Source organism: Hyphomonas sp., assembly GCF_046313975.1.
Classification (GTDB): domain Bacteria; phylum Pseudomonadota; class Alphaproteobacteria; order Caulobacterales; family Hyphomonadaceae; genus Hyphomonas.
The window spans coordinates 58,404-74,460 of sequence record NZ_JBKBXB010000012.1 but is presented as its reverse complement, the minus strand read 5'-3'; the positions used below and the strand labels follow the sequence as shown (position 1 = coordinate 74,460).

The following is a 16,057-nucleotide window of genomic DNA, read 5'->3' as shown; positions in this document are numbered from 1 at the left end:
GCAACATGCGGATTTATGACGGGCCGAGTGAGGTGCACCGGATGGTGATTGCGCGGAATCTAATGGATACGCGGCCCTGAATCTCTATGCCCCTTCTCCCTTAGGAGAGGGATTCTCAGGTGGTGCACGGGTAGACCTACCCCCCAAAATGCCGCGCTGGCAGGCCCGGCACATCGACGTTGATCGCGAACAGGCTGCCGGAGAGCGGGCGCGCGTCGAGTTGGGGGAAGCTCAGGCCGTTGCGCGCCGTCGTGATGAACAGCGTGCGCAGATCTTCGCCGCCGAAGGCGCAGCCGGTCGGCAGCGGCGCGGCGAGGATGATCACTTCGTCGACATCGCCTTGCTGTGTGAAGCGCACCACACGCGAGGCGCCGTGCAAGCAGACCCAGACGCCGCCTTCCGCGTCCACGGCAGCGCCATAGGGCATGCCGCCCAGTTCATGCGTGAAGGCAAAGGTGCGACGCCCGGTGATCGCGCCGGTCGCGGGGTCATAGTCATGGGCGAGCACTTCAAATTCGGCCGCATCGCAGGTGTAGAAGGTGCGCCCGTCCGGTGAAAATTCAAAGGTCCGCGCCGAGAGCACCGAAGGTAGCCGCAACGGGCTGATCGTCTTGTCCGGGTTGTAGCGGTAATAGGCGCCGGAGGGCTCGCGCTCCTGCTCGTCCTCGGTCGCAAACCAGAAAGTGCCGTCCGGGGCGATTCCGCCATCGCCGGTGCGGTTGGTGGCCGGTTCGCCCTCGATGCCGGTGATGCGCTCGTAGAGTTCTACCGCCGGATCGAATACGCCGATCTCCCGGTCCGCCGCCATCAGGATCAACCCGCCCCAGAGCGCAATCCGGCTCGGCCGCACGGGCAGCTCATAGCGACGGGTATTGCCGGTCAGCGGGTTGTAGCGGTGCAGCTTGGCGCGCTTCTGGTCGACCCACCACAGGCGGTTCTCCGCAGCGTTCCACACCGGCGACTGGCCGGTCAGGCATCCTGTGGGGGCAACGCATTCTGGCGTGATGATCATGGGCTCGCCGTTTAGTCTTCGCCGAGCAGTCCGGCAAGATCGGCCAGTTCGAACAGGCCTTCCTGCAGCGCCTCCACGGCGGATGTCTCCTCCACATCCGCGCCTAGGAGGTCGAGCGCGAGGCCGTAGGCCTCCAGAAGCGGCCCATCGGCCACCAGCAGCACCTCGTCGCCCGGATCATAATGTGCGGCCACGTCCGCCCCGATCATCAGCCCAGCCAGCGCCGCAGCCTTGTTCTGCGGTGCCAGAGCGCCCTGCCGGATGGCGGCCTCGACCGCAAAGACCGGCGTGGCCCGCCCGCCATCCAGCGCGCGCTCCAGCCAGTCGCGGAAAACGCCCATGTCGAAGGCCTGCGCCGCCGCCGCATCCAGCGCCAGCGAGCCGTGCGAGAGCAGCAGGTCGCGCAGCTCCGCCGTCATGTCGGTTGCAAAACCGCTCAGACGTCCATGCTCGACCCGGCAGTGCCGCGTATGCTGACCAGCAATGCAGATGGCGCCATTGGCATCACCGAGCCCGAACAGCAGCGTTTCCGCCCCGCAGGTCAGGTCGGCCGGTGCGGCTTGCGCGATCCACGGCACGAGGTGGATACCTTCTGCCTCGGTCACATGTCCGGACAGGTGGCTCAGCGGCACAGGCGTCGTCAGGAAGGGCAGATGGGCCGCCGGCGCGCCGCAGGTGATCACCGGCACGCCGGGCGCCGCCCCCAGCCATTCGGTAAGCTGGAAGCCCAGCCGCCCTGCCCACAGGCCGGGCGCAACACCGCATTCTTCCCGGGCATGGAAGGCGGAGAGGATCTCCCCCTCCTCGTCAAAGGCCCAGGCGCGAATGTGCGACCCGCTCCATTCGCACCCGATGAGCGCCAGATCGTTGTTCATTGCCTCACCTTGCCAGGCCCCTGCCCGGCGATTCTCATACGCACAGCTTACCTCCCGTGTCCCACCCCGGCAGGGGTGTCAATCACGGCGCAGGCTCAGCCCCCATGCCTTGCACGCTGCCCCAGCGCGCGGCAAGACACGCGGGCTGGTGCAAGGGAAAGCGCAGATGACAAAGCTGACAGACCGGACCGCAGAAGCGGCCGCCGCCTTCGAAGAGCTGGCGCGCATCATGGCGCGCCTGCGCGACCCGGATGGCGGATGCCCGTGGGACTTGGAACAGGACTTTGCGACGATTGCGCCTTACACGATCGAGGAAGCCTATGAGGTGGCCGACGCCATAGAGCGCGGCGACCGGGCGGACCTGCGCGACGAGCTTGGCGATCTCCTCTTCCAGGTGATGTTCCACAGCCGCATGGCCGAAGAGGAAGGCAGCTTCGCCCTCGCCGATGTCGTCGCCGCAATCAATGACAAGATGATCCGTCGCCACCCGCACGTCTTCGGCGAGAAGGACGAACGCTCCGCACACGAACAGACAGTGGCGTGGGAAGCGATGAAGGCGGCGGAGCGCGCCGGCAAGGCGAAGGCGAATGCGGCGGCAAGCGCGCTGGACGGTGTGGCTTTGTCGCTGCCGGCGCTGCTGCGCGCCGAGAAACTGCAGAAGCGCGCCGCACGGACAGGATTCGACTGGACAGAAACGCCGCCGATCTTCGACAAGCTCGAAGAGGAAACCGCCGAACTGAAGGCCGCGATTGCCAGCGGCGATGCCGCCGATATCGAAGACGAAATGGGCGACCTGCTGTTCGTGGCCGCCAACCTCGCCCGGAGACTTGAGATCGATCCGGAACAAGCCCTGCGCAAGGCGAACGCCAAGTTCGAGCGGCGGTTCCGGGCGATGGAGGCGGCAGCGCTGGCCGAAGGCGTGGATTTTTCCGCGTTGTCCCTGGATGAACAGGAAGCCTACTGGCAACGCGTGAAGAAGGCGGAGCGCACACCCTGAATCGCCCCCACCCCAGCCCTTCCCACAAGGGGGAGGCGGCAGGTTGCACTTTAGGGAGAACTCGTTCGGCCCCACAAAACGACACGTCCCCTCCCCCTTGTGAGGAGGTTTTAGGGTGGGGGACGCCGCGCCAGCGGCGAGGCATCAAGTCAACAGAAGCTCGCTCAAACCACCAGTGTCGCTTCGATGTCCGGAAACTCTGCCCGGAACTGGCCGAGCCGTTCGGCGGACAGCCGCACGCGCAGGCGCGCAGAGCCGTCTTCCGCCATCTCGTCGCCGGTCACGTCGCCGTTGCGGTGCAGCCAGGCGCGGGCGCGGCCAGCCTCGGGGCCGAGGACGATGCCGAATTCCTGCCGTCCACGGAGCAAGGATGTCTCGATCAGCGCCAGCAGCGCGTCCATCCCCTCCCCGGTCAGCGCGGAGACGGCGACCGCCGGGGGCTCGCTTCCGGTGGCAGCGAGATTGCGCAGCGCGAGGGCGCGTGCTTCGGGCAGCGCGTCGATCTTGTTCCAGGCCTCGATCATCGGGGGCAGTTTAAGGCCGGATTCCTTTTCGAGGCGTTCGAGGACGATCATCACATCATCGGCCTGTTCCATGTCCGAGGCGCTCGCGCGGTCGCGGACATGTACCAGCAGGTCTGCCTGCAGCGACTCTTCGAGGGTTGCCTGGAAACTGTCGATCAGGTGGGTCGGCAGGTCCGAGATGAAGCCGACCGTATCGATCAGCGCCGCCTCGCCGAGCGAGGGCAGGTCGAGCTTGCGGATCGTCGGGTCGAGCGTCGCGAAGGGCATGTCCCTGGCGAACACGTCCGAATGGGTCAGCCGGTTGAACAGGGTCGACTTGCCGGAGTTGGTATAGCCGACGAGGGCGATGACCGGCGTGCCGGTGCGGCGGCGCCCGGCGCGTTGCACGGCGCGGGTGCGTTTCACCTCATCGAGATCGCGCCGTAGACGGACGATCCGGTCATCCAACATCCGCCGGTCGGCCTCCAGCTGGCTTTCGCCCGGACCGGAGAGGAAGCCTGATCCGCCGCGCTGGCGTTCGAGGTGGGTCCAGGTACGAACAAGGCGCGAGCGTTCATACAGAATCCGCGCCAGCTCGACCTGCAGCCGGCCTTCTTTCGTCCGCGCCCGGAGGCCGAAGATTTCGAGGATCAGGCCCGTGCGGTCGATGACCTTTCGGCCGAGGCGCTTCTCGAGGTTGCGCTGCTGCACCGGGGTGAGCGCGCCGTCGATCACGGCAATGGTGCACTCGTTCGCGTCCAGGTCCGCGGCCATCCGGTCAACCAGGCCGCCAGAGAGCAGAAAGGAGGAATTGACCTCGCGCACATGGTCCGGCCGGACGAAACCCAGTTCACAGCCCAGCGCCTCGACCAGGCCAGACGTTTCCTGCAGCCGGTCCGGGGACGGACGGTCAGCGGGGGTGAACCACGGAATCACGACGCCCGCGCGTTCCGGCGCGGGCAGCCTGTCTATCAGTTTGTCAGTCAATCGGCCTCAGTCTCCGTCCATTTCCTCATCGAAGAGCTGGACAGGGGCGCTCGGCGCAATCGTGGAGATTGCGTGCTTGTAGACGAGTTGCGGCGGACGGCCGTCGCCCCGGAGCAGCACACAGAAATTGTCAAACCAGGTGACAACACCCTGTAACTTCACCCCGTTCACGAGAAAGACCGTGAGGGGCGTGCGGGATTTGCGAACGGCGTTGAGGAAGGTGTCCTGCAGGTTCTGTTTCTTGTCGGCGGACATGTTCTTATGTTCCTGCTGTTGTTTTTGTTATGTTGCAGGAGCTAAGGGGTTTGACCGCCCGGCGCAAGCCTCAGCCCCGCCAAAAGCTTGGCGAAAGCGCAGGCAGCAGCGTCAAAATCTCCAGTCTGCCCAAAAGCATAGCAAGGATCAGCAGAATTTCAGCGCTGGGTCCCACATTTGCGGCCACCGGGGCCATCAGGCCGCCCGAAGAGGTCAGTGCACCGATGGACAAGCGCACTGAGTCGTCAAATCCGAGACCCGCAAAGCTGAAGCCTACGAGAAACAGGAACACCGCCAGCACATAGGCGACAAAATACACCCAGACGCCGATCACGCTGCGCTCGTCCAGTTCCCTGTCGCGGAAGCGGAAGCTGACGACAGAGCGGCGATAGCCGAGCTGCTGGAATTCCTGCCAGGCCCGACGGCTGAGCACGACCACCCTGGCGAGCTTTATCCCGCCTGCCGCCGCCAGCGCCGATCCGCCCACGAGGCAAGGCAGGACATAGACCGTGAGCGGAATAGCCTGCGTCACGGCGGGGTCGCCCAGCGGCAGGGCAGAGGTCGAGAGCGTGGACACCGCCCAGCCGGTCCCGTCCGCAAGGTTCAACCCGGCGAGCATGGCAACGCCGGTGAATACCAGGATCAGGAAGACGAACAGCACCGCTTCGGAATCACGCACCAGCGTGCGCCACGCCCCTGCCCGCATCGGCAGCCAGGCAGCAAGGCCGAGGGCCCCGAAGATCAGGCCGAAGCCGAGGACAAATTTTGCAAGCCGGCTGCCCGGACCCCGCTCCACGGTTGCCGGATCGACCAGACCCGTGGTGATGGCGCTGACCGCATCGGTCAGCGCGCGCGCCGGCGCCATGCCACTGATCAGCAAGCCCAGGAACACAGCGGCCAGACCCGCCAGCATCATCAGCGCCACCGGCCACAGGATACGCGGCATCGCCTCGAAGAAACTGCCCTCGGGGAGCGTGAACAGCACAGTACGGTGTACCCCCGGGCCGCCGAGATTGATGGCCGCGAAGATGCCCGCCGCCGTGACCACGGCCCCATAGGCCCCCATCAGGTGCAGCGCGCCGCGCCAGTAGATCAGGCTCACCGGCCAGTCATCCCCGGCTATCTCGATCACCGAATGGCCGGTCGTTGTCAGGCAGCTCGCCGCTTCGTGCAGCGCCGCGATTACGGAACTGTTGGCCACGCCGAACACAAACGGCATCGCCGCCGCAACCGGCATCACCAGCCACCAGAGGATCACCACCGCGAGCCCGTCAGAGGGTCGCGCGCGCACCTTCGGCTTCGGCGTGATCAGGAGCACACTGGCCGCCACGACGACGATGCCGAGCGCCGTGACCGAGAAGGAAATCAGCTGCGCCGTCTCGCCCGCCGCAAGGGCCGCACCTGCGCCCAGCGCGGCAGCCGCCGCGACGATCAGCATCAGGAGGCTGAGAACCCGGGCGACCGACGCGTAATTCATGGCTCAGAAATAGTCCGGATTGACCCGGAAGAATTTCTCGACCGCGCGCACCATCTCGGTTTCGTAGAAGATCACAAGATGGTCTTCCGGGCGCACGAGCACATCCGGACCCGGCATGATCACCGTCTCGCCGCGAATGAGAGCGGCCGCGACGACGCCTTCGGGCAAGTCGTCATAGTCAATCGGCTTGCCAATCAGAGAAGAGGATTCCAGCGTTACGCCTTCGGCGACTTCCGCACGGCCATCCTCCAGCGTCTGCAGGCCGAGGATCCGCCCCCGGCGCATCCGCAGCAGCACCTGCGATACCGTCAGCGCGCGCGGGTCGAGTACGGTATCGACGCGCATGTCATCGGCGAGGCTCGCAAGCTCCGGCGCGTTGATCAGGGCGAGCGCGCGCTTGGCACCGGCGCGCTTTGCAAGATTGCTGATCAGGAGGTTGGTCTTGTCATCATCGGTGATGGCGATGACGAAATCGGCGCGGTCTGCCCCAGCTTCGGCGAGGATATCGGGATTGAGGCCATCGCCCTGGATGACAATCGAGCGCTTGACCTGCGCCACGGCCTTGTTCGCCTGCGCAACGTTGCGCTCGATCATCCGTACACGGATATGGCTTTCACGTTCGAGGATCTTCGCAACGTGAAGCCCGACATTGCCGCCGCCGACGATTACGACATGGTCAAGCCGGCCCTGATCGCGGTTGAAGATGGAGGTCAGCCGTTCGGCATGTGCGTCCAGCACGGCGACATAGGCACGGTCGCCCGGCTTAAGCACATCGCGGCCGCGCGGCGCCCGGATGTCCGTTCCGCGGCCGATGCCGATCACCCGCGCCGAAAGGTTCGGGAACACGCCGCGCATCTGGTCGATGGGCATGTCGATGAGCGGGTTCTGTTCGGCAAGTTCGAAACCCAGAAGTTTCAGCCGCCCGCCGGCAAAGCTCGCGCTCATGATAGTGCCCGGCGTGCGGAAGCGCTGCAGGATTGCATCGCCCACTTCCGCCTCCGGCGAGATCACCATGTCGATGGGCAGGCCGTCGCGCGAGAAGATGTTCTTCCAGGCAAGATCGAGATAGGAGCGGTCGCGCACCCGGGCGATCTTGAACGGCACCGAGAACAGTGTGTGGGCGATCTGGCAGATCACCATGTTGATTTCATCAAAATGCGTGACCGCGATAATCATTTCGCAATCTTCCGCACGCGCACGTTTGAGCACGTCCGGATGGGCCGCATGGCCAACAATGCCACGCACATCGAGATCAATCGAAACCTGGTCCACCAGCTCGGCGTTCTCGTCGATGATCGTGATTTCGTGCTTTTCACGGGCCAGCTTGCGGGCAATGCCCTGCCCCACGCGCCCGGCGCCGCAGATCAGAACGTGCATGTCTTCAGCCTTTCAGCGGTCGTCTCAGCTATCCTGACGCACGCCCGTGCTTATCCCCAAAGCCTTTAATTTTCGGTGGAGGGCGGACCGCTCCATACCAATGAATTCGGCAGTCCGCGATATGTTTCCGTTAAACCGGGTAATCTGCAGGCTGAGATATTCCCGCTCGAATTGCTCGCGGGCATCGCGCAGGGAGAGGCCCACAAGGTCGGCAGAGCCGGACTGGGCCGCCGGGGAGGCCGACCGACCGGGCTCACGCGGCAGCTCGTCGACGCTGATCGGGCGCACCGAATCGGACGGCGACAGGATCAGGATACGCTCCACCAGATTGCGCAGCTGGCGGATATTGCCCGGCCACTCCATGGCCTGCAGCACCGCGAGCGCTTCCGGCGAGAAGCTGCGGCTGGTCAGGCCCGATGTCTCGGCAATCCGCTCGCAGAAATAGGCCGCAAGCTCGACGATGTCATCGCGCCGCTCCGCCAGCGAGGGCACGCGCAGCGGCACGACGCTGAGCCTGTAGAACAGGTCTTCGCGGAAATTGCCCTTCTCGATTTCGGCGCGCAGGTCCTTTGTCGTCGCCGCCATCACGCGGACATCGACGCTGACGTCCGACCGACCGCCGACCCGCTGGAAGCGCTGCTCCGTCAGCACCCGGAGGATCTTGTTCTGCGTACCGACCGGCATGTCCGCCACCTCATCCAGCAGCAGCGTTCCGGTATGCGCGCGCTCGAACAGGCCGACCCGGATCGTGCGCCCCTGCGCATCCTCTTCGCCAAAGAGAGCGATCTCCATCTGGTCGGGCGCAATCGTCGCCGCGTTGACCACCACGAACGGGCCGGTTGCGCGCGCCGAATTCTTGTGGATGATTCGGGCTGCCAGTTCCTTGCCGACGCCGGCGGGGCCGGAAATCAGGACGCGCGAATTGGTCGGCGCCACCTTGTCGATCGAGGCACGCAGCGTCATCGCGGCCTGGCTGTTGCCGATCCAGCGCTCCTCGTCCCCGGCCCGGTTGCGCAGCGCGGCGTTCTCGTAGCGCAGCGCGGCGGATTCAATCGCGCGCTCGACGACGAGCATCAGCCGGTCCGCCTTGATCGGCTTCTCGATGAAGTCGAACGCCCCGCGCCGGATGGCGGCGATGGCGGTTTCGATGTTGCCGTGGCCGGAGATGACGATGACCGGAAGGATCGGGTCGATCGACTTCAGGTATTTCAGCAGCGACAGGCCGTCCATGCCGCTGCCCTGCAGCCAGACATCGAGGATGACGAGGCGGGGCGTGCGTGAACGGACTTCTTCCAGCGCGCGCTCTGCCGTGTCGGCGGTGCGCACGGAATAGCCCTCGTCACCGAGCACGCCCGCCATCAGTTCCCGGATATCGGGCTCGTCGTCCACAACCAGGATGTCCAGCGCCATTCTCACGCCTCCTCTACAAACTCAAAGAACTCGGAACCCGGCCCTCTTCGGGCGTCAGGTCCGACTGACCAAAATCGGCGGCCTGCATGGCCAGCGCGCCATTCTCCGGCAGCGTGATACGCACGCGGGCCCCGCGCAGGCCGTCGGGACGGTTCTGCAGCGAAATGGAGCCGCCATGATCGGCGATGATGCGGTTGACGATGGCGAGGCCGAGGCCGGTGCCCTTCTCGCGTGTCGTCACATAGGGCTCGAGCAGCTTGCTGCGGACATCCGCCGGGAAGCCCGGGCCGTTATCCTCGATCACTACTTCAAGCCCGCCGGCCTCTTTCGACAGGAGGATGCGGATATGTCCGGACACGTCGTTTTCGATGGGCTGGCCTTCGATGGCTTCGGCGGCATTCTTCAGCAGGTTTCCGAAGGCCTGCGCCAGCAGCCGGTCATCGCCAAGGAACGGCGCCTCTTCGAGATCGGTTTCCATTTCGAGTTCGATATCCGGCGTCACCACGCTCTGGGCAAAGCTCGCGCCCTGCAGCAGCGCCTTCATGTCGAAGGGCGCCACGCTCGGCTTCGGCATCCGGGCAAAGGTCGAGAATTCCTCGACCATCCGCGCGATCTCATCGACCTTGCGCAGAATAGTTTCGATACAGCGGTCAAACACGCCGTCCGTATCGTCAATCTTAGAAGCATACCGGCGCTTCAGACGCTCTGTTGACAGCAAGATCGGGGTCAGCGGATTGCGGATTTCGTGCGCGATCCGCCGGGCCACATCCCGCCAGGCGAGCTGGCGCTGCGCCGTGATCAGGCGCGTTGTGTCGTCAAAGGTCAGCACGCAGCCCCCGGACGGCTCCGGCGCGGTCTTCAGGCGGATGCTGCGCACCTCGCCGTTGATGTTCAGCTCCAGGCTCGCATCGACACCAGCGTTGCGCTCGAACGTGTCCATCACATGGCGCTCGAAAGCAGGCGCAACGGCGGTTAGGTGCGCGCCTTCAGGAATGTCCGCGATACCCAGGATTTCGCGCGCCGACCGGTTGGCCAAAGAGATGCGCTCGTCGCGGTCGACCTGGATCACGCCGGCGCCGAGTTCGCCGATCAGTGTTTCGATGAAGCGGCGGCGGTCTTCCTCATCCTTGCGGGCACGGATGAGGGCGCTCTGCTGACCAGAGAGCTGTTCCGTCATCGCGTTGAAGGAATTGCTGAGCGCGTGGACCTCGTCCACCGGCCCGCTGACCGGCACACGCACATCCAGGTTGCCGTCACGCACGGCATGCGCCGCGGTCGCGAGCCGTCCGATGGGTCCCGTGATGCGCCCTGCCGCTTCCAGCCCGAGGCGACCCGCGAGGAGGAGCACGAGGCCGACGATCTGCGCATAACCGATCACGAAGATCGCCTGCAACCTTCCGCTGTTGCGCTTGGCAGCGTTGTATTCCTCGAGCGCCGTCTCTGCTTCGCGCAGCGAACGCGCGGCGTTCCGGTCGAACACTTTGACGGCATAGATATAGCCATCCACCGGTGCCGAAATCCGGATCAGCCCGGTCGCAATCCCGCGCCCTTCATACAGCGTTGTCGCAACGGCTCCGTCATCAGCTTCGTCGAACGCGGTGCGGGGCGGCTGCAGCAGGATCGGGTCCTGCACGCTCGCCTCGGCAATCAGGTCGACCCCGTCCGGGCCGAGGATTGCGATAGTCAGCATCTCGCGGATGGCGAGTTCGGAGCGCAGGCCTTCGAAAAACTCCGTCGAAGCATAGGCGGCCACATCCTGGCTGCCGGACGCGCTCAGCGTCTCATCGACCTGCTTGGCGAAGTTCTCGACGTCGAGCGCGGCAAAGCGCATGTCGGACTCGAAGCTCTCCTGGAAATTGTTTACATAGGTGCGGAAGATCTGCGTGTTTTGCTCCATCAGCTGGTCGACGCGCTCGCCGATCCAGCGGTCGAGACCGCGCGTGATGAAGGCGCCCATGAACATCGCCACGACCATCGCCGGAATCAACGCGGAAAAGCCGAACAGGAGCACGAAACGCCGGGCAAGCTTTCCGCCGCCCTCGCCGCTGCCGCCGCGTATCTTGAGGTATTCGCGCACGACGATGACTGCGAGCACGATCAGGAGAACAAAATTGAGACCAAGCAGCCAGGGTGTGGCACCCGCTGTCGGATCGTTCGGAGAAGCGCCGGAAACGGCGATGAAGGTGGCAAACACCGCGACGAGGGCCGCAATTATGAAGAGCCCCTCGAACAGGGCCCAGCTTGCCTTCGGTGACTGGGTCGTTAACGCTGTCGACACAAAATCCGGCTCAGTTAGGGCCCCGGCCCCGTTGCAGCGCGGACACAGATTAAGTGCCCTTAATGCAACACTGATGCACTAAAGACACGGAATCTGTAGTCGTCAATCAGTCTTCTGCAATTCCAAGGGCGTTAATCTTGGCCCTCAGCGTGTTGCGGTTCATGCCCAAGAGCTGCGCCGCCTTAACCTTGTTGCCGGAGGTCACCGACAGGGCGAGGCGGATCAGTGGACGCTCCACCCGGTCGATCACCGAGCCGTGGACATTCGAGTCGCCATTCTCGCCGCCGGAAACGAGGTCGCCCATCACATAGCGGTGCAGCAGCGCCTCGACCTCGGACTCGAACCCGGCATGGCCGCCGGCCTGTTCGGTCGCGCCCATCCGCATTTCGCGCTCGACATCCAGGAGGGTGATGATCGTGTCGGAGCTGAGCACCGCGAGACGGATGACAAGGTTTTCGAGTTCGCGGACGTTGCCCGGCCAGTCATAGGCGGCCATCAGATCGAGCGCCGACTTCTCGAACGTGCGGGCGGCGAGACCCTGGCGCTGGGCACGGATAAGGAAGGCGCGGGCGAGCTCGGGGATATCTTCCTTGCGGTGGCGCAGCGGCGGAATGGAGAGCCGCATGACATTGAGTCGGTAGAACAGGTCCTCGCGGAACTTGCCCTCCTCGACAAGCTTGCCGAGGTTGCGGCGGGTGGAGGCGATGAGGCGCGCACCACCAGGCTCACGCAACAGTTTCACAAGCTGCGCCTGCGCTTCGGCAGGAAGGTCGCCGATCTCGTCGAGATACAGCGTACCGCCTTTCATGTGCACCGCGCCGTCGGTGCCGTTGACGCCGAACAGTTCGCGGTTGATCTCCGCCGCCGGCATGGCAGCGAGGTCGAGCGCAATGAACTTGCCGTTCTTGGAATGGCCAAGTTGGTGGATGGCGCGCGCAGCGAGTTCCTTGCCGGTGCCGCTCTCGCCTTCGATCAGCACGGTGAGATCGGTGTTCATCACCTTGGCAATCAGGCGGTAGACTTCCTGCATCGCATCGGAGCGCCCGATCAGCGGCAGGCCGGCATCCTGCACCGCCTTCTGCGCCTCGGGATGGATGGTCCGCTCGATCTGCGGCGAGGATTTCAGCGCCCGGCGCACGAGGCTCGACAGCATGTCGATGTCGAAGGGCTTGGGCAGGTAGTCGAATGCGCCATGCTCGGCTGCCGAGGCGGCAGTGAGGATGGTGTTCTGGCCGCTCATCACGATGAAGGGCAGGTCCGGCCGGGCGAGCTTCATCGAGGGCAGCAGATCGAAGATGGACGTGTCGCCGAGATAGACGTCGGTGACGACAACGTCCCCTTCCCCGTTGCGTACCCAGCGCTGCAGCGCGTCCGGCGAACTCGTCGCGCGCACCTCATAGCCGGCTGACACCAGCGTCTGGTTCACAATGAGGCGGATGCTGGCATCATCCTCGGCGAGTAGAACGGTCTTGTCTGCCATGTCAGATGGCCTCCACAAGCGGCAACAATACGGTGAACCGGGTCGCGCCCGGCTGGCTGTCCACGCGGATATGACCGCCATGGGCTACCACAACCTCACTCACAACCGAAAGGCCAAGTCCACGGCCACCCGACTTCGAGCTCTGGAAAACTTCGAAAATGGTCGCCTGGCGTTCACGCGGGATTCCCTCGCCATTATCCTCGAAGGAAATCAGCATGGCGCGGCGAAGGCCCGAGCCAAGACGGGCCTGGCGCATGGCAAGGCCCGCGGCATATGCGGTGCGAATGACGACCTCGCCGCGCCGGCCATTTTCGGAAGCGGCCTCGGCGGCATTGCGGACGATGTTCTGGAAGGCCTGCTGCAGGTGATCCGGGTCGCCCTGGATGGCAGGCAGCGAGGGGTCGAAATCGCGGCGGAACTCCACCTTCTGGCCGATGGCGACGCGCTCGGATGCAATCACCTTGTCGAGCAGGGCGTGGACATTGCAGGTCTGCATGCGCGGCGCCGAGAACAGCTCGAAAGCCGAGAGCCGGTTGACGAGCCGCTCGATGCGGCGGGCCTCGTCCTTGATGATGTCGAGCAGTTCCGACTGGCCCGTATGACCCTGCCGTTCCAGCAGCTGCGCTGCGCCGATGATACCGGCGAGCGGGTTTTTCACTTCGTGCCCGAGGATGCGACCGAAACCGGCAGCCCCGGCAATGCCTTCGGCCGGATCACGCGAAGGCGCATCGCTCAGCACAATGACGAAATCGCCAACCTCGATACTCCGTACACGGACGTCGCATATCGTCCGGCTGGTGATTGACGGTCCCGAGATCGGTGTGGAGGGGGCGGTGATTTCCGCAGGGTTGCGTGCGGCGCGGTCGATCAACTCGAACAGCGGCGAGTCGTGGAAGATGACTTCGCTCAGCGGCCGGTCGATCAGCGCGCGGCGCGACAGTTGCAGCAGCGCTTCGGCGGCCGGGTTCACATCACAGATGCGGCGGCGCGGATCGATATGCAGCAAGGCAACCGGCGCGATTTCTGACAGGTTGGCAGGGCGTGTCTGGTCCATAGCGATCATTTCAGATCACCTCCTCGGGAATTCTTTCGTGATAAACAGGGCGCAGCGCGCGCACGAGGTCTGCCGGGTTTTCTATCCGGCACAGGTCAGCGCGCAGACGGCGGCGGTCCGCCTCCGGCATCGGCAGCGCGAGGTGGTCGATGGCAGCGGCGACATGCTTGCGCACCATCCGCAGGCCGAGTTTCGGACCATAGAGGACGAGCGAGTCCGCGATCTGCTCTTCGAGGCTGTCGAGTTGTTCCGCGAGGTCCGGCGCGCGCCAGCGGCGGCCTTCTAGCGCGGCATCGATCTCACCCAAGAGCCAGGGACGGCCGGTTGCGGCCCGCCCGGCCATCACGCCATGCGCGCCGCTGAGGCGCAGCGCTTCGCGGGCCGAGGCCACGCTGTCGATATCGCCATTGACGATGACAGGGATCGACACCGCCTCAACGGTATCACACACTGCCTCCCAGTTCGCTGCGCCGGTATAGAACTGGCAGCGCGTGCGTCCGTGCACGGTGAGCATCTGCACGCCTTTGGACTCCGCAATGCGGCCAAGTTCTGGGGCGTTGAGGTGATGGTCATCCCATCCGAGGCGCATCTTGAGGGTTACCGGACGGCCGGCAGCGCCTTCGATGGCCGCGTCAATGATCTCGCCCGCGAGCGCCAGGTCGCGCATCAGGGCGGAGCCTGACTGGCCGCCAGTCACCTGTTTGGAGGGGCAGCCCATATTGATGTCGAGCACATCGACCCCGGCCTCAGCCATCAGACGGGCACCGGCAAGCATATCTTCCGGGCGGCGGGCGGCGAGCTGGACGATCCAGTAACCCGCGCCCTCATGCCGGCAGGTGCGGCGCACCACATCCGGCCGGGCCTTTGCCAGCATCTCGCCGGCCACCATTTCCGAGACGACCGCCGGCGCGCCAAAGCGCACGGCCTGGCGCCGCATCGGCGCGTCCGTGGCGCCGGACATTGGCGCGAGCCAGACCCGAGGTGCCTTAAATTTGATCATTCCTCTATCTTCCCGACTTTTGACCTTCCGGCAAGCGCCCAAATGATAGGCAGCACAAGTTTCGTGCAGGAGGCGACTTCCCTGTCGCGGGATAGTCACAGCCGGGGAGCCCCGCTAGAAGCGGCGCGATGACTCGCGCAGCAGCCATAATCGTCGCCGGTGGCCTGGGAAACCGGGCGGGTGCAGACACGCCGAAACAGTGGCAGTTGCTGCTGGACCAGCGCGTGATCGACTGGTCGATTGAGGCCTTCAGCGCACACCCGGAGATTTCGGACATTGTCGTGGTCGCCGCACCGGAGCTGGGCGCGCCGAAGGCGGGGCAGCGCTTTGTGCGGGCCGAGCCGGGTGAGACGCGCACCCAATCCGTGCTCAGCGGCCTGCGGGCACTGAACCTGCCGGCGGAGACGCCGGTGATGATCCACGATGCGGCAAGGCCGGGCATCGAGGCGGCAATGATCTCCGCGCTGATTGCGGCACTCGGACAGGCGGACGCGGCGGCCCCTGCCCTGCCGGTGGCGGATGCCCTGAAAGCGGATCGCGGGGGGGCATTCTCAACGGTGGACCGCACGGGTCTCTGGCGGGTGCAGACCCCGCAGGCCTTCCGGCTGGGCGCGATCCGCGCGGCGCTGGAATCGGCCGGCCCGGATCTCGTTGATGACCTTGCCGCGGTCGAGGCGACGGGGGCGCGCGTGAAACTCATCCCCGGCTCTGTCCGGCTTTCCAAGATTACCTTCCCGGAGGATTTCGACATGCTGGCCCGCCTGCTTGCGCCGGGTGGCGCGCCCCGTGTCGGCAAGGGGTTTGACGTGCACGAGTTCGAGCCGGGCACCCATGTGACGCTGTGCGGGGTCGCCATTCCGCATACCGCGAAACTGAAGGGCCATTCGGACGCGGATGCGGGTTGGCATGCGCTGACGGATGCGATCCTCGGTGCGGCGGCGCTCGGCGATATCGGCGACCATTTTCCGCCATCTGATCCGCGCTGGAAAAATGCCGACAGCGCCCTCTTCCTGAAACACGCGCAGGAACTGGTGGCGGCCAAAGGCTTCGCGATTTCGAATTGCGACATCACGGTGATCTGCGAAGCGCCGAAGGTGAAACCGCACCGCGAGGCGATGCGCGCGCGCACGGCGGAACTTCTGGGGCTGCCCCTGGATGCGATCAGCGTGAAGGCGACGACGACCGAGGGGCTCGGCTTTACGGGGCGGCGCGAGGGGATTGCGGCGGAGGCGATTGCGGTGCTGGTACCGGTTCGCTGAAACGGCAAGACCGTGATCCGGATACCGCTATTGGCTTCGAAGGATGACTCCCTCTCTCTGCCCTGAGATGGTGAGGAAATAAATCCGTTCAAG

General features: G+C 65.0%; 13 protein-coding genes. 2 read left to right on the top strand and 11 right to left on the bottom strand.

The features are described 5' to 3' along the window. Positions 1-136: 136 nt before the first annotated feature. Both ACK4TE_RS06540 and ACK4TE_RS06535 read right to left on the bottom strand, forming a co-directional pair. Positions 137-1,012 carry an SMP-30/gluconolactonase/LRE family protein gene (locus tag ACK4TE_RS06540; RefSeq protein WP_409910686.1) on the bottom strand — a complete coding sequence of 292 codons (876 nt, stop codon included), beginning with the start codon at positions 1,010-1,012 and terminating at the stop codon, positions 137-139. An 11-nt stretch (positions 1,013-1,023) separates the two neighbouring features. Continuing rightward, positions 1,024-1,887 carry a 2-dehydro-3-deoxygalactonokinase gene (locus tag ACK4TE_RS06535; protein ID WP_409910685.1) on the bottom strand — a complete coding sequence of 288 codons (864 nt, stop codon included), beginning with the start codon at positions 1,885-1,887 and terminating at the stop codon, positions 1,024-1,026. A 166-nt stretch (positions 1,888-2,053) separates the two neighbouring features. Between ACK4TE_RS06535 and mazG the strand changes: the two genes are divergently transcribed. Beyond that, a complete protein-coding gene (gene mazG / locus ACK4TE_RS06530) occupies positions 2,054-2,884 on the top strand; it encodes a nucleoside triphosphate pyrophosphohydrolase (RefSeq protein WP_409910684.1) in 831 nt (276 codons plus the stop codon). Positions 2,885-3,048: 164 nt separating this feature from the next. On the opposite strand, the gene hflX is transcribed toward mazG, so the two are convergent. The 9 genes from hflX to ACK4TE_RS06485 form a co-directional block, all read right to left on the bottom strand. Next, on the bottom strand, positions 3,049-4,374 hold the full coding sequence (hflX, locus tag ACK4TE_RS06525) for a GTPase HflX (RefSeq protein WP_409910683.1): 1,326 nt from the start codon (positions 4,372-4,374) through the stop codon (positions 3,049-3,051). Positions 4,375-4,380: 6 nt separating this feature from the next. Further along, complete coding sequence (hfq, locus tag ACK4TE_RS06520) at positions 4,381-4,629, bottom strand: RNA chaperone Hfq (protein ID WP_291046379.1); 249 nt, start codon at positions 4,627-4,629, stop codon at positions 4,381-4,383. 70 nt (positions 4,630-4,699) lie between these two features. Next, a complete protein-coding gene (locus ACK4TE_RS06515; RefSeq protein ID WP_409910682.1) occupies positions 4,700-6,106 on the bottom strand; it encodes a potassium transporter TrkG in 1,407 nt (468 codons plus the stop codon). Positions 6,107-6,109: 3 nt separating this feature from the next. Next, positions 6,110-7,483, bottom strand: coding sequence for a Trk system potassium transporter TrkA (gene trkA / locus ACK4TE_RS06510; protein ID WP_409910681.1), 1,374 nt, complete (start codon positions 7,481-7,483; stop codon positions 6,110-6,112). 24 nt (positions 7,484-7,507) lie between these two features. Further along, the gene (locus ACK4TE_RS06505; RefSeq protein ID WP_409910680.1) at positions 7,508-8,893 is read right to left on the bottom strand and encodes a sigma-54-dependent transcriptional regulator; all 1,386 of its coding nucleotides are present in this window, start codon (positions 8,891-8,893) and stop codon (positions 7,508-7,510) included. Positions 8,894-8,906: 13 nt separating this feature from the next. Then, entirely contained in the window at positions 8,907-11,171 is a 2,265-nt protein-coding gene (locus ACK4TE_RS06500) for an ATP-binding protein (RefSeq protein WP_409910679.1), read from the bottom strand. Positions 11,172-11,277: 106 nt separating this feature from the next. After that, a complete protein-coding gene (locus tag ACK4TE_RS06495) occupies positions 11,278-12,651 on the bottom strand; it encodes a sigma 54-interacting transcriptional regulator (RefSeq protein WP_409910678.1) in 1,374 nt (457 codons plus the stop codon). Position 12,652: 1 nt separating this feature from the next. Next, a complete protein-coding gene (locus tag ACK4TE_RS06490; RefSeq protein WP_409910677.1) occupies positions 12,653-13,714 on the bottom strand; it encodes a two-component system sensor histidine kinase NtrB in 1,062 nt (353 codons plus the stop codon). A gap of 1 nt (position 13,715) precedes the next feature. Beyond that, a complete protein-coding gene (locus ACK4TE_RS06485) occupies positions 13,716-14,705 on the bottom strand; it encodes a tRNA dihydrouridine synthase (RefSeq protein ID WP_409910676.1) in 990 nt (329 codons plus the stop codon). A 128-nt stretch (positions 14,706-14,833) separates the two neighbouring features. On the opposite strand from ACK4TE_RS06485, the gene ACK4TE_RS06480 reads away from it, so the two are divergent. Continuing rightward, on the top strand, positions 14,834-15,964 hold the full coding sequence (locus tag ACK4TE_RS06480) for a bifunctional 2-C-methyl-D-erythritol 4-phosphate cytidylyltransferase/2-C-methyl-D-erythritol 2,4-cyclodiphosphate synthase (protein ID WP_409910675.1): 1,131 nt from the start codon (positions 14,834-14,836) through the stop codon (positions 15,962-15,964). The last annotated feature ends 93 nt before the right edge of the window (positions 15,965-16,057 follow it).